At 65.5% G+C, this 13,647-nt stretch carries 14 protein-coding genes and 1 pseudogene; 12 read left to right on the top strand and 3 right to left on the bottom strand.

All coding sequences use genetic code 11. The features are described 5' to 3' along the window. The first annotated feature begins 20 nt into the window (after positions 1-20). Entirely contained in the window at positions 21-878 is an 858-nt protein-coding gene (locus MI302_RS11545; RefSeq protein ID WP_019550586.1) for a LysR family transcriptional regulator, read from the top strand. Here the strand turns inward: MI302_RS11545 and MI302_RS11550 are convergent. Both MI302_RS11550 and MI302_RS11555 read right to left on the bottom strand, forming a co-directional pair. Beyond that, entirely contained in the window at positions 875-1,132 is a 258-nt protein-coding gene (locus MI302_RS11550) for a hypothetical protein (protein WP_019550587.1), read from the bottom strand. The two genes, MI302_RS11545 and MI302_RS11550, sit on opposite strands and share 4 nt — an antisense overlap. Continuing rightward, entirely contained in the window at positions 1,129-1,443 is a 315-nt protein-coding gene (locus MI302_RS11555) for a septum formation initiator family protein (protein WP_015716055.1), read from the bottom strand. Before MI302_RS11555 ends, MI302_RS11550 begins: the two co-directional genes overlap by 4 nt. Before the next feature lie 135 nt (positions 1,444-1,578). Here MI302_RS11555 and MI302_RS11560 point away from each other — a divergent pair, with 135 nt between their 5' ends. Continuing rightward, positions 1,579-2,670 carry an IS4 family transposase gene (locus tag MI302_RS11560; protein WP_014514485.1) on the top strand — a complete coding sequence of 364 codons (1,092 nt, stop codon included), beginning with the start codon at positions 1,579-1,581 and terminating at the stop codon, positions 2,668-2,670. A gap of 118 nt (positions 2,671-2,788) precedes the next feature. Continuing rightward, positions 2,789-3,232, top strand: coding sequence for a Fur family transcriptional regulator (locus tag MI302_RS11565; RefSeq protein WP_126164438.1), 444 nt, complete (start codon positions 2,789-2,791; stop codon positions 3,230-3,232). A gap of 143 nt (positions 3,233-3,375) precedes the next feature. On the opposite strand, the gene MI302_RS11570 is transcribed toward MI302_RS11565, so the two are convergent. Next, entirely contained in the window at positions 3,376-4,782 is a 1,407-nt protein-coding gene (locus tag MI302_RS11570; protein WP_239725852.1) for a leucyl aminopeptidase, read from the bottom strand. Between the two features lie 30 nt (positions 4,783-4,812). On the opposite strand from MI302_RS11570, the pseudogene MI302_RS11575 reads away from it, so the two are divergent. The 9 genes and pseudogenes from MI302_RS11575 to MI302_RS11615 all read left to right on the top strand — a co-directional run bounded on the left by MI302_RS11575 (position 4,813) and on the right by MI302_RS11615 (position 13,601). Then, positions 4,813-5,708 (top strand): annotated as a pseudogene (locus MI302_RS11575) (DUF1385 domain-containing protein). Beyond that, positions 5,705-6,826 carry a tRNA 2-thiouridine(34) synthase MnmA gene (mnmA, locus tag MI302_RS11580; protein ID WP_239725853.1) on the top strand — a complete coding sequence of 374 codons (1,122 nt, stop codon included), beginning with the start codon at positions 5,705-5,707 and terminating at the stop codon, positions 6,824-6,826. Before MI302_RS11575 ends, mnmA begins: the two are co-directional and overlap by 4 nt. Positions 6,827-6,861: 35 nt before the next feature. Beyond that, complete coding sequence (gene pstS, locus MI302_RS11585; protein ID WP_239725854.1) at positions 6,862-7,941, top strand: phosphate ABC transporter substrate-binding protein PstS; 1,080 nt, start codon at positions 6,862-6,864, stop codon at positions 7,939-7,941. 64 nt (positions 7,942-8,005) lie between these two features. After that, complete coding sequence (gene pstC / locus MI302_RS11590) at positions 8,006-8,953, top strand: phosphate ABC transporter permease subunit PstC (protein ID WP_234944432.1); 948 nt, start codon at positions 8,006-8,008, stop codon at positions 8,951-8,953. Further along, entirely contained in the window at positions 8,953-9,822 is an 870-nt protein-coding gene (gene pstA, locus MI302_RS11595) for a phosphate ABC transporter permease PstA (protein ID WP_015716046.1), read from the top strand. The genes pstC and pstA overlap by 1 nt, the downstream gene beginning before the upstream one ends. 24 nt (positions 9,823-9,846) lie before the next feature. After that, positions 9,847-10,614, top strand: coding sequence for a phosphate ABC transporter ATP-binding protein PstB (gene pstB, locus MI302_RS11600; protein WP_370687363.1), 768 nt, complete (start codon positions 9,847-9,849; stop codon positions 10,612-10,614). Between the two features lie 10 nt (positions 10,615-10,624). Then, a complete protein-coding gene (locus MI302_RS11605) occupies positions 10,625-11,797 on the top strand; it encodes an MFS transporter (RefSeq protein WP_239725855.1) in 1,173 nt (390 codons plus the stop codon). Continuing rightward, on the top strand, positions 11,798-12,820 hold the full coding sequence (gene recF, locus MI302_RS11610; RefSeq protein WP_239725856.1) for a DNA replication and repair protein RecF: 1,023 nt from the start codon (positions 11,798-11,800) through the stop codon (positions 12,818-12,820). A gap of 19 nt (positions 12,821-12,839) precedes the next feature. Continuing rightward, positions 12,840-13,601: a DUF721 domain-containing protein gene (locus tag MI302_RS11615; protein ID WP_239725857.1), complete on the top strand. Its 762-nt coding sequence runs from the start codon at positions 12,840-12,842 to the stop codon at positions 13,599-13,601. The last annotated feature ends 46 nt before the right edge of the window (positions 13,602-13,647 follow it).

Below are 13,647 nucleotides of genomic sequence, written 5' to 3' on the forward strand. Positions count from 1 at the left end.
TGTGATAAGTTTATTTTATCATGGATCTGCGCCGCCTGCGGCTTTTCCTCCTCCTGGCCGAGGAACGGAACTTCCACCGGGCAGCGGAGAAGGCCTATCTTTCCCAGCCTGCCCTCTCCCAGCAGATCAAGGCCCTGGAGAAGGCGCTGGGAATAAGGCTTCTCGAGCGCAGACCTTTCCGCCTGACCCCTGCGGGGGAGGTGCTGAAGCAGGAGGGCAAGCGGCTTTTAGAGGAGGCGGAAGCGCTTAAAGAACGGGTGCGCCGGGCTGGGCGGCAGGAGCTTCGCTTCGGGGTGCCGGAGAACCTCCTTCCCGACCTCATGCCCCTCCTGGACCATCTGCGCCGGGGCCTAGGCCAGCCGGTGGAGATCCTGGAAATGCACACCCCCGAGCAGGTGAAGGCCCTAAGGGAGGGGAAGCTGGACTATGGGCTTGCGGGGCTAAGGGTGGAGGACCCCGCCATCGGCCAGGAACCCCTTTTGCAGGTGCCCATCGTGGTGGCCCTGCCCGAAGGGCACCCCTTGGCCCACCGGGAACGGGTGCCCCTCAAAGCCCTTAAGGAAGCTCCCTTCCTCCTTCTCCCCAAGGAAACCCTGCCCCCCCTTTACGAGGCCTTCATGGAGGTGTTCCGCCGGGCGGGTTTCACGCCCCGGGTGGCCCGGGAGGTGGCCCGGTTTTCCCAAGCGGTGAGCCTGGTGGCCGCCGGGGTTGGGGTTTACCTTACCCTGGCCCCCTACCGGGTCTTCCCCCACCCCGGGGTGGTGCTCAAACCCCTCGAGGAGGAGGCCGCCTTACAGGTCTCCCTCATCTACCGCCTCACTCCCCCTCCCCCCAGGCTTTCCGAGGTGCGGGAGCTCTTAAAGGCCCTGGTCCTTTAGGCCTCTAGACCCGGGGCCTCGGCCCCGCCCCAGGCCAGTTCCACCAGGCCGATGAGCTCCTCCACCGGCAGGCCATAGTCGCGGGAAAGGCGGGTGATCTCGTGCCCCAGCCTTCTCAGATGGGCCAGCTCTTGAGGGGTGGCCTCCCGCGCCAGGTCCAAAAGCCAGGAAAGAAGGGTTTCCGCTTCCTCATCGGTGAGGCCGTCGGTGAGGGCCTCATCCTCCAGAAAGAGTGCCGCCGGGTCTTCCCTCATCGCCTCCTTAGTATCTCCTCTTGCCGCACAAAACCCAACCTGCGGACCAGGGCTTCCAGGTAAGCGGGATCCTTGACCGCCTTCACCTCGGCCTCGAGGCGGGCCACCCGGGCCTCCGCCTGGCGCAGGGCTTCCTCCAGCCTAGCCCGCTCCCGAGCGAGCTCATACGCCCTGACCCCCTCCTGCCCCAAAAGGAAAAGGGCATGGGCCAAACCCAGGGCGAAGACCAGGTGGAGGATGCGGTAGACGGGCCGCTCCAAGATGGGTCCATTATACCGCGGACAACCCGTGGCCTTGGAAGGGTATGGCATAATGGAAGAACCTGGAACTTTACCTAAACTTGGGGAACACTCCCTGAGCTCAGTACACGTCAAAACGTGGGACCACCCCTTTAGGATGGACCTGCGCCCACGTGGATGGGCAGGTACCCATAGGAGGTGGTCCCCATGGAACAGCTTACCCCACTCATCAACGCCTTGAAGCGATACTGGAAGGCCGACCTCAGGCGCCTCACCTTCCTGGCCGCCCTGGTGATGGCTCTGGTCACCGCCCGCACCACAAGCGGCCCCAGACTCGCTCTTTCCCTCGGCTCCATAGCCAGCCCTGACCCCCGCTCCGCCTACCGAAGGTTCCAGCGGTTCTTGGCCTGGCCGGGGCTGGACGGGGAGGGCTATGCCCGCTTCATCTTCGCCCTCCTCCGACCCCAAGGGCTCCTCCTGGTCATGGACCGGACCGAGTGGGAGCTGGGGAAGAGCAAGGTCAACCTCCTGATGCTGGCCTTCCTGTACCAAGGCCTGGCCGTCCCCCTGTTCTGGAGCTTCCTTCCCCACGACGGCAACTCCTCCACCCCCGAACGCATCGCCCTGATGGAGAGGGCCTTGGCTTTCCTGAGGGCCCACTTCCCCCACCTCCGGGTGGAGGGGTTCCTGGCGGATCGGGAGTTCATAGGGGAGGCGTGGTTCCGGTACCTGGAGGAGAAGGGCATCCCCCGGTGCATCCGAATCAAGGCCAACACCCGGATGTGGCGGTTGGGCTCGGGCCCTCGGGCCTGGGAGCTCTTTGCCTCCCTGAAGGTGGGAGAGAGCCGGGTGCCCAGGCGGCGGTACTGGGTCTACGGGCGGCGCATGTGGGTGGTGGGGTTGCGCCTTGGGGTCCGGGAGTGGCTGATTGTGGCTACGGACCTGGACCCTCACCGGGTGCTGGAGGTGTACGGGCTCAGGTGGGGGATAGAGCGGCTCTTTGGGGCCCTGAAGGGGCGGGGATTTGACCTGGAGGCCACGCACGTGACGCGGGGGGAGAGGCTTTCGCGGCTTTTGGTCCCCTTGAGCCTGGCCTTCGTGTGGGCGTTTCGGACGGGGCTTGTGCTGCACCGGGTGCGTCCGGTGAGGCCCAAGAAGCACGGGAGGCTGGGACAGAGCCTCTTCCGGGCGGGGCTGGACCTGCTCACCCTTTGGGCGCTTGCCCTCTGGGGTGCAGGGGGAGGAAGGCGCGGAAGTCCCTTGGGGTTATGCCCTATGGAGGTTTTGACGTGTACATAGCTCCCTGAGAAAAACCCTTCCCAAAAAGAGAGGGAAAGTCTATACCACCTTTTACCCAATTTGGGTGTTGCATTTGTACACAGCCTGTGTATACTGGAATGGAAAGGAAGGAGGAGCTATGCCAAGGATGAGGGAAAAGGAAAACTACCGGGCGCGGCTAAAGGCGGTTGGGCTCAGGCACACCCTGCCTCGCGAGCGGATCCTCAGCTACCTGGATCGCAAGAACGTCCACCCCACCCCGGAGGAGCTTTACAACGGCCTTAAGAAGCGGGGTTACGACATCGGCCTCTCCACGGTATACCTGAACCTCCACGTCCTCAGGGAACACGGCCTCATCTACGAGTTCCGCGACCCCAAGGGCCTGACCCGCTACGACGGCTACACCGAACCCCACGTGCACCTGGTCTGCACCTCCTGCGGGAAGGTGGAGGACCTGCTCTTGAAGAACCTGCCGGAGTTGGACCTTTCCCAGGCACAAAAGGCCGCCGCCGAGAAGTCCGGCTGGGCTCTGGAGAACTTCCGCTTGGAGTTCAGGGGGCTCTGCCCCAACTGCCAGGAGTAATACCTTCTCACCGGGGCCCATCCCGGGAAAGTTTCCCCACCCCGCTTTTCTCGCAGGGTGGGGAAACCTTATGGCGCACAACCGGGGCCAGCCTGCCGCAAGGCAGGCTGGGGTGGTTTACCGGGGCTTCCAGCCTGACCAAGTCAGGCTGGGGTGGTATCGGTGAGCCCCCGGGCCACCTCGAGGACCGTCCTCACCCCAAACCCCGTGCCTCCTTCCGGGCCCAGGGCATGGGCCTTTTTGGTGAAGGCGGGCCCGGCGATATCCAGGTGCACCAAGGGCACCGTCACGAACTCCGCCAGGAAGAGGGCGGCCGTGATGGCGCCGCCATTCCGGTCCCCCACGTTCTTAAGGTCGGCCACGGGGCTTTTCAGCTTCTCCCGGTAGGCCCTTTCCAAGGGAAGGGGCCAGACCTTCTCCCCAGCCCGCCTTGCGGCATCTTCCACCCGCCTTCCCCAAGCCTCCTCGGTGGCGAACAGGGCAGCCACCTCCTCCCCTAAGGCCACCACCGCCGAACCGGTAAGGGTGGAAAGTTCCAGAATGCGCCTGGCCCCTTGCCTTTCCGCATAGGCCAGAGCATCGGCCAAGGTAAGCCTTCCCTCGGCGTCGGTGTTCATCACCTCCACCGTTTTGCCGGTCAAGGTCTTGAGGACATCCCCAAGCCGGTAGGCCCGGCCCGAGACCATGTTCTCGCAGGCGGCGATGTAGCCCCGGATCTCCACGGGCAGGCCCAGGAGGGCGGCGCTCTTCATGGCCCCGAGGACCGCTGCTCCCCCGGCCATATCCCCCTTCATGGTGGCCATGCTCTCGGTGGGCTTGAGGGAGTAGCCCCCCGAGTCAAAGGTGAGCCCCTTACCCACCAGGTCCAGCCTTTCCTCGGCGCCTTCGGGAGCATAGCGCAAGGCGATGAAACGGGGTGGGTTTTCCGAGCCCTGGGCCACCGCCAAAAAGGCCCCCATGCCCAAAGCCTGGATGGCCTCCTCGTCCAGAACCTCCACCTCTACCCCGAAGGCCTTAAGGGAAAGGGCCGCCTCCGCCAGGGCCTCCGGGGTGAGGACGTTGGGGGGCTCGTTCACCAGGTCCCGGGCCCAGTAAACGCCTTCCACCACCTTCTTCGCCCTTTCCACCTCCTCCGGGTTAGCTCCGGAAAGCTGGATGGCCACGGGCTTTTCCTCCCTGGAGCCCTTGTAGCGGTCAAAGCGGTACGCCCCCAAGAGAATCCCTTCCGCCAGGGGGTAGGCCTCGAGGGCCTCCACCAGAACCTCGGGGAAGGATAGCTTGGCGAGCGCCTGGGCCAGCCTTCCCCCCGTGGCCCGGGGATCCTCGTCCAGGCCGAAGAGGAGGAAATGCCCCTCGGGGGTGGAAAGCAAGAGGTGCTCCCCCGCCTCCCCCTTGAACCCTGCCCCGGCCATGGCCCGCCTTAGAACTCCTCCCAGACGGACATCCAGGGCCTCTCCCTGGGGGGTAAGCTCCCCCTTCTTCACCCACACCACCTTCAAAGGAGCCTTTCCCTCCGCCAACGTGGCCTCTAAAGCATGCAAGGTGATCACGCCTGGAAGATACCACGCCCCCGTGGCAGAATGGGAGGGATGCGGCTTCTCTTGCTTCTCGCCAAGCAGGTGGCCCTAGGGGGTTCGGCGGCCCTCGAGGGGTGATGATGAAGGCTCCCTGGGCCTGGGCCCTGGCGGTACGCCTTCCCGACGGCCAAATCCACGTGGAGCGCCACGAGGAGCCCGCCCTAAGCCAGCGCTACCCCCGGGCCAAGCTCCCCCTGATCCGGGGGGTGGTGGCCCTTTGGGATGCCCTTTCCGTGAGCTACCGGGCCCTGGCCAGAAGCGCCGAGCTGGTGGGGGGTGAGGAAGAAATGCCCAAGGGGGCCCTGTGGGGCACGGTGGCGGTGAGCCTCCTTCTGGGCATCGCCCTCTTCATCGTGCTGCCGGGGTTCCTGGCCGGCCTCCTCCTGGATGCCGCCCGCTTCCCCCTTCTCTACAACCTCCTGGCCGGCCTCCTCAAGGTGGGAATTCTGGTGGGCTACCTCCTCTTCATCGGGCGGATGCCGGAGATCAGGCGCTTCTTCATGTACCACGGGGCGGAGCACAAGGCCATCCACGCCTTTGAAAAGGGGCTTCCCCTCACCGTGGAAAACGTCATGGCCCAGCCCCGCTTCCACCCCCGGTGCGGCACCACCTTCCTCGCCTTCGTCATCGTGGTTTCCATCTTGGTCTACAGCCTCATCCCCGCCCCGGAGGTACTCTGGTGGCGGCTCCTGGCCCGGGTCCTCTTCCTGCCGGTGGTGGCGGCCTTGGCCTTTGAGCTCCTCTACTTCTCCGCCCGGCACAACGACCCCGTTTCCCTGTTCTTGAGGGAGCTTGGCTTCCGCTTCCAGGCCCTCACCGTGGCCGAGCCCACCCCGGAGATGGCGGAGGTGGCCATAAGGAGCACGGAGGCCGCCCTGGGCGAACGGGTGGTGGCATGAGCAAGAAGGTTCTGGTGGCCATGTCTGGGGGCGTGGACTCCTCCGTCTCCGCTTACCTCCTGAAGGAGGCGGGGTACGAGGTGGTGGGGGCCATGATGCGCTTCTGGCCCGAGGAGCCCCCAAGGCCCACCCTGGATATCCCCCCCAAGGGGCGGGCCTGGGAAAGCTGCTGCACCCCCGAGGCCGCCTACGAGGCCCGCAGGGTGGCGGAAACCCTGGGCATCCCCTTCTACCTCTTGGACTACCGGGAGACCTTTGAGGAGGAGATCATAAAGCCCTTCCTGAAGGACTACGCCAGGGGCCGCACCCCCAACCCCTGTGCCCGCTGCAACACCTTCGTCAAGTTCGGGGCCCTCCTCAAGCAGGCCCAGCGCCTGGGCCTGGACTATGTGGCCACGGGGCACTACGTGCGCCGGGAGGGGGAAAGCCTTCTCCGGGGAATAGACCCCCTGAAGGACCAGAGCTACTTCCTCTGGGGAACCCCCAAGGAGGCCCTGCCCCACCTCCTCTTCCCCGTGGGGGGGATGACCAAGGCTGAGGTGCGGGCCCTGGCGGAAAGGGCCGGGCTTCCCACCGCCAGGAAGCCGGAAAGCCAGAACCTCTGCTTCGTGGCCGGGGACCTGAAGGAGTTCCTGAGGGAAAGGCTCAAGGTCCGCCCCGGTCCCCTGGTGGACGCCCTCACCGGGGAGGTGGTGGGAGAACACCAAGGAGCAAGCCTCTACACCATCGGCCAGCGAAAGGGCCTCGGCCTGTTCAAGCCCCACCTGGAGCGGTACGTGGTGGGCGTGGACCCCTTGGCCAACGTGGTCTACGTGGGGCCAAGGGAGGCTACCCTTTGGCTTGGACTTGAGGGGGAGGAAGCCAACCTCCTGGCCGAGCTTCCCGAGGAAGTGGAGGTCCAGGTGCGCTACCGCACCCCTCCCGTAAGGGCCAAGGTGGAGTCCTTAAACCCCTTGCGCCTCCGCTTCGCCACCCCGGTCTTCGCCGTGACCCCAGGGCAAAGCGCCGTGTTCTACCAGGGGGAGAGGCTTTTGGGGGGCGCGGTAATCCGCCAGGGGCTTTACAACCTGGCGGGCCTCGAGGGGAAGCCCCAGGCAAACGCCTTGACCTTCTCCTGACAAAGGGCTGCCAGAGTACAGGTGGGAGGTTTCGGATGCGACGGCTAACGGCAACGGTTTTGGGAGCATTGGCACTTGCAGCGTCAGCGTGGGCGCAAAGCACCATTACCCTGGTGGGGGCAGGGGCCACCTTCCCTTACCCCCTGATGGCCAAGTACGGGGACGAGTACACCCGGCTCACCGGGGGTAAGGTGCGCATCAACTACCAGTCCATCGGCTCCGGCGGGGGTATCCGTCAGTTCCTGGAGCAGACGGTGCACTTCGGTGCCAGCGACGCTCCCTTAAGCGACCAGGTGATGAAGGATGTGAAGACCCGCTTCAAAACCAACGCCCTCAACATCGCTTATGCCCTGGGGGCGGTGGTCCCGGTCTATAACCTTCCTGGGGTGCGGGAACCCCTGCGCTTCACCGGACCCGTGCTGGCGGACATCTACCTGGGCAAGATCAAGACGTGGAATGACCCTGCTCTCAAGGACCTCAACCCCAATGTGAAGCTTCCTCCCCTGCCCATCACTGTGGTGCACCGCTCCGACGGCTCCGGCACCACCTACGTCTGGGTGGATTACCTTTCCAAGGTTTCCCCCGAGTGGGCCAGCAAGGTGGGGCGGGGCACCAGCGTCCAGTGGCCTGTGGGCGTGGGAGGCAAGGGCAACGAGGGCGTGGCCGGGGTGGTCAAACAGACCCCTGGGGCCATCGGCTACGTGGAGGTCACCTATGCCAAGCAGAACAACCTGAGCTACGGGGCGGTGCAGAATAAGTCGGGACGGTTCATCCTGGCGGACCTCCCCAGCATCAAGGCCGCCGCCAACGTGCCCCTCCCCGGGGACATGCGGGTCTCCATCACCGACACCGCAGCTCCCGACGGCTACCCCATCGCCAGCTTCACCTACCTCCTCCTTTACGAGGACCTCTCCGTCAATAAGGCGGTGAAGAGCGAGGCTGAGGCCCGGGCCCTGGTGGAGTTCGTGAAGTGGATCCTCACCGACGGGCAGAAGTACAACGAGCCCCTCACCTACGGGGCCCTGGCCTCCGTGCCCCAACAGCGGGCCCTGGCCCTCCTTTCCCGGGTCACCTACCAGGGCAAGCCCATCGGCAAAGAGATCACGGGGCGCTAGAAACACCCTTGCCCCAGGGGTGGCCTTTTCCCGGGCCACTCCTTATCTTGAAAAGGGGTTGTCCATGAAGCGGCTGTACACCCATTCTGGCGACCGGATCTTTGCCTGGGCCCTCCTTCTCCTGGCTCTGGGCGTGGTGGCCTTGGCCCTGCTCATGGCCTACGAGCTCTACCAAGGGGGAAGCCTGGCCCTGAAGCGCTTTGGGCTTTTGGGGTTTGCCCTGGGTAGGGAGTGGGACCCCGTGATCCAGAAGTCCTTCGGGGCCTGGCCGTACATCTTGGGCACGGTGATCGTGAGCCTTTCGGCTCTTTTGCTCTCCTTTTTCCCCGCCCTGGCCGCAGCCATCTTCGCCGCCGAGTATGCCCCCAGGTGGCTCGCCCAGGTGATCAACTTTCTCCTGGACCTCATGGCCGCGGTGCCCAGCGTGGTCTACGGCCTTTGGGGTATCTTCGTCTTAGCCCCGTGGATCCGGGACCAGGTACAGCTTCCCCTCTACATGTGGGCGGCGGAGCATGCGCCCTGGTTGGTGCCCATTCTGGGGGTACCCACGGGATATGGGCTGATGACCGCCGTTTTGATCCTGGCCTCCATGATCGTCCCCTACACCGCCGCCTTAGCCCGGGATGCCATCGCCCTGGTGCCCAAGGAGCATCGGGAAGCCGCCTACGCCTTGGGGGCTACCCGCTGGGAAGTGATGCGCATGGCCATCCTTCCTTTGGCCCGGGGCGGGATCATCGCCGGGGCCTTTTTGGCCCTGGCCCGGGCGGTGGGGGAAACCATGGCGGTCACCATGGTCATCGGCAACTCCCACAAGCTCCCCTACACCCTCTTCGGCGGGGCGGCCACCATGCCCAGCGTGATCGCCAACGAGTTCACCGAGGCCGTGGAGGACCTGCACCTTTCCGCCTTGATCGCCGTGGGCTTCCTTCTCTTCTGGGTTTCCATGGCGGTGAACTTCGCGGCGGCCTACGTCCTCCGGCGCCAGGAGCGCCTGGTCAAGGGGGTGCTGTGATGCTTCCTGCCGGCAACCTGAGGAGCCTGGAAAAGAACCTGGCCCTTCGAGCCCGCTACCGCAAGGAGCGCTTCATGATGGCCCTGGTGGGCCTGGGTACGGGGCTTGCCTTCCTCATCCTGCTTTTGGTGCTGGCCTACGCCTTAAGCCAAGGGGCAGGCGCCCTTAACCTGGATTTCTTCCTTAAGGATATGCGCCCCCCCGGGGAAACCGGAGGGGGGCTCAGGCAAGCCATCGTGGGTACCTTGATCGTGGACGGACTGGGACTTCTCATTGCCCTGCCCTTTGGCTTGGCCGCCGGGATCCTCCTGGCCGAGTATCCCGACCATCCGGTAAACCCGTACCTCCGCCTCCTCTCCGACACCTTAAACGGCATGCCCGCCATCCTCTTTGGGCTTTTGGCCTTCATCCTCATCGTAAAGCCCATGGGGGGGTTTTCGGGCCTCTCGGGGGCCTTCGCCTTGGGCTTCCTCATGATCCCCATCCTGGCCCGGAGTACCGAGGGCGTCCTCGCCCTGGTACCCAAGGAGATCCGTGAAGCCGGCCTGGCCCTGGGGCTTCCCCGCTGGCGGGTGATCCTTTCCCTGGTCCTGCCCACGGCCCGGGCCGGGCTCATCACGGGGGTTCTTCTGGCCTTCGCCCGGGCGGCGGGGGAAGCAGCACCCCTCCTCTTCACCGCCTTTGGCAGTCCCCTCTTGGAGCTAAACCCCCTTAAGCCCATGGACACCCTTCCCCTGCGGCTTTTCGCCTTTGCCATCAGCCCCTACGAGGACTGGCACCGCCAGGCCTGGGCTGCGGGGCTGGTGCTCTTCGGGCTCATCACCCTGACGAGCCTGCTGGCCCGCTGGGCCTCGAGGAGGAGGTTCTAAATGTTACCGGAAACCAAGGAAACCGTGGGCACCCACATGGAATCCAAAGGGCTAGTGGTCCGCTACGGAAACCGGGTGGGCGTGGGGGTCGGGGGCGGGGTAAACCTCCCCATCTACCGCCACCGGATCACCGCCCTCATCGGGCCCTCCGGGTGCGGCAAGACCACATTCCTAAGGGCCCTAAACCGCATGCATGACCTCACCCCCATCGCCCGAGTGGAAGGGGAGGTCCTCCTGGACGGGGAAAACATCTACGCCCCCGGAGTGGACCCGGTTCTGGTGCGGAGGCGGGTGGGGATGGTCTTCCAAAAACCCACGGCCTTCCCCACCATGTCCATCTACGACAACGTGGCGGCGGGTCTTAAGCTGGTGGGTATAAGGGATAAGCGGCGCCTGGACGAGGCCGTGGAAAGGGCCCTGCGGGGCGCTGCCCTGTGGGACGAGGTTAAGGATCGCCTGCGCACCCCGGCGAGCGGCCTTTCCGGAGGACAGCAACAACGCCTCACCATCGCCCGGGCCCTGGCGGTGGAGCCGGAGGTCCTGCTTATGGACGAGCCCACCGCCAGCCTGGATCCCATCTCCACCCAGGCCATAGAGGACCTCCTCCTCTCCCTGAAGGAGCAGGTGACCATCGTCATCGTGACCCACAACATGCAACAGGCCGCCCGGGTTTCCGACTACACTGCCTTCTTCCTCAACGGGGAGATGGTGGAGTTCGGCCCCACCGAGTCCATCTTCACCAAACCCAAGGACCCCCGCACCGAGGCCTACATCACCGGCCGCTTCGGATAAACTCTAGGGCATGTCCCCTGTAGGCCTCCTCTTCCTGACCCTTTTCAACAGCATCCTGGGGCTTTCCATCCTCTTCCCCATCCTGGGGCCTTTGGGCCGGGAGCTCGGGCTCACCGAGGTCCAGGTGGGTCTTTTCTCCACTGGCTACGCCCTCATGCAGTTCCTCCTTTCGCCTCTCTGGGGAAGGCTGAGCGAGAAGGGCAGGAAGCCCATCCTCCTCCTGGGCATCCTGGGCTTTGCCGTGAGTTTCCTCCTCTTTGGCCTCTTTGCCCTTTTGGGCCAAAGGGGGCTGGTTTCCGCGGGACTCCTCTTCCCTCTCCTCCTCCTGGCCCGGCTTCTTGGCGGGGCCTTCAGCTCCGCCACCCTACCCACCGCCCAGGCCTACGTGGCCGATATCACCGGGCGGGAACACCGCACCGCAGGCATGGCCCTCTTGGGGGCTGCCTTCGGCCTGGCGGTCATCCTGGGGCCCGCCTTGGGGGCGGGGCTTGCCGCATGGTTTGGCCTCCTGGCCCCGGTGTTCTTCTCCTCCGGCATCGCCTTCCTCAACGCCCTCTTCGTGGCCCTGGTCCTGCCGGAATCCAGGCCCCAGGGATCGCAGGAGGCAGGGCGGCTTTCCCCCTGGGATGGACGGGTTTTTCCCCTTCTCCTCCTGGGGTTCTCCCTGAACCTTTCCGGGGTGGCCCTCGAGCAGACCATCGCCTTCTACTTCCAAGACCGCCTCGGGCTTTCGGGGGTGGAAACCGCCAGGAGCGTGGGGCTTGCCCTGGTGCTTTACGGCTTTGTGGCGGTCTTCATCCAGGGTTTCCTGGTGCGGCGCTTCTCCTGGCCGCCTAGGACCCTCCTCCTCCTTGGGCTACCCGTGGGCATCCTGGGCTTTCTCCTTTTGGTGGTGGCCCATGGCTTTCCCCTTTTGGCCCTGGGCCTGGCCCTGCAGGGGGCGGGGGCGGCCATGGCGGGGCCGGGGGTCACCGCCGCCCTCTCCCTGGCCGTGGGGGAAGGGGAACAAGGCCTGGTGGCAGGCTTGAACGCCTCCGCCCAGGCCCTGGGCCGGATGCTCGGGCCTGTTCTGGGTACAGGCCTCTACCGCCTTTCCCCTGAGGCCCCCTACCTCCTGGGGGCTATCCTCCTCCTCGTGGCCCTCCTGGCCCTTCCCTTCCTCTTTCGCCGGGCAAGGATCTAGATGCGGCTCCTCGTCTTCCGCCAGCGGAACTTCCGCAACCTGGCCCTCTCGGCCTTCCAGCCCCCTCAGGGCCTTTTCGCCCTGGTGGGAGGGAACGCCCAGGGGAAGACCAGCCTCCTCCTCGGCATCCACCTGGCCCTTGGAGGCGAGGTCCGGGCTTCCTTGGCCGACCTGATCCGTTTCGGAGAGGAGGAAGCCTGGCTGCAGGCGGAGGTGGAAACCGAGCTGGGTCTATACCGGATCGAGCAACGGCTGAGGCCGGAGGGAAGGGAGATCGTGCTGAACGAGAAGGCGGTGAGCCTAAGGGCTCTTCACGAGCTTCCGGGCTCGGTCCTGGTCCTGCCTGAGGACGTGGAGGTGGTGCTGGGAAGCCGGGAGGAGAGGCGGGCCTTTCTGGATCGCCTGATCGGGCGCTTCTCCCGCCGGTACGCCGCCCTTCTTTCCGCCTACGAAAAGGCCCTGCGCCAGCGAAACGTCCTTTTGAAGGCTGGGGGGAACGGGCTTTCCGTATGGGATCAGGAGCTGGCCCGCTACGGCACGGAGATCATGGCCTTTAGAAGGCGCTTCTTAAAGCGATTCTTGCCCATATTCCAATCCGTCCACCGGAGCCTGGCCCCGGGGGAGGTGGGGCTTCTTCTGGAGGAAACCGCCCCGGGGGATCTCCTCGAGGCCCTAAGGACCCGGAGGGAGGAGGAGCTGGCCCGGGGGCAGACCCTGGTGGGCCCCCACCGCGACGACCTGGTCTTCCTGCTCTCAGGACGGCCGGTCCACCGCTTTGGAAGCCGGGGGGAAGCCAAAGGGGTGGCCCTGGCCCTGCGCCTGGCCGAGCACCGCCTGCTTTCCGAGCACCATGGGGAAGCCCCCCTTCTCCTGGTGGACGAGTGGAGCGAGGAGCTGGACGAGGGCAAACGGCAGGCGGTTCTGGCCTATACCCGCACCCTACCCCAGGCCATCCTGGCGGGGCTTTGGGCCCCCGAGGGGGTGCCGGTATGCTGGGTGGAAGGAGGGGTGGTCCTATGCTGACCCTCCCGGGAGGGTGGGCATGCCCTGGCGGCTTAAGGAGGTGATCCCCGAGGCCCTCAAGAAGGCCGGGGGGAAGGAAAAGCTGAAGCGGGGTCTGGTGCTGGCCGCCTGGCGGGAGGTGGTGGGCAGGGAGCTTGCCCAGCTCAGCGAGCCCCTGGCCCTCGATGGGAGTGCCCTCACCGTGCGGGTGGCGGACCCCGTCACCGCCCACCAGCTCACCTATAGCCGCCTGGCCCTTTTGCGACGCTACGAGGAGCGGTTTCCAGGGGTGGTGAAGGAGATCCGCTTTGTGGTGGGGCCCCTGGAAAAGGAGCCAGAGACCCCCAAAACCCCGGAAAACCCCGAGCGCCTCCTATGGGCAAGCCGCCGGGCGTTGGAGCTTTCGGAAAAAGCCCCCCTGGAGCTACGGGAAAAGGTAGCCCGGGCCGCCCTGGCCCTTTTGCAAAAGGATCGAGGCGAGCCCTGCCCCATCTGCGGAAGCCCCAGCCCCAAGCATCCCTGCCCCACCTGCCGCCGCCTTCTGGAAAGCCCCTGGGTGCGCAAGGAGGCGGAGCGCCTCAAGCGGGGCCGGCCCACGGGCCTCGAGGGGGAAGCCCTCCTGGTGGCTCGGCACCTGGCCAGACAATCCCTTCTCAGCGAGATGGAAGCCCTTTACCCCCAGGCCTTACGGGACGAAACCCTACGTCCTCTGCTCCGGGACCTGGCCCAGCGCTTCCGGACCCTCTTTCCTGGGGAAACCCTCCCCGAGGCGGTGCGGAGCCTCCTCGCCAAGGAGGCCTAAAGCCCTCAAAACATCTTCCCCCTCGCTACCGAGGGGGGAAGTTTTG

The sequence above is a fragment of the Thermus sp. NEB1569 genome, from assembly GCF_022385295.1.
Lineage (GTDB): Bacteria > Deinococcota > Deinococci > Deinococcales > Thermaceae > Thermus > Thermus scotoductus.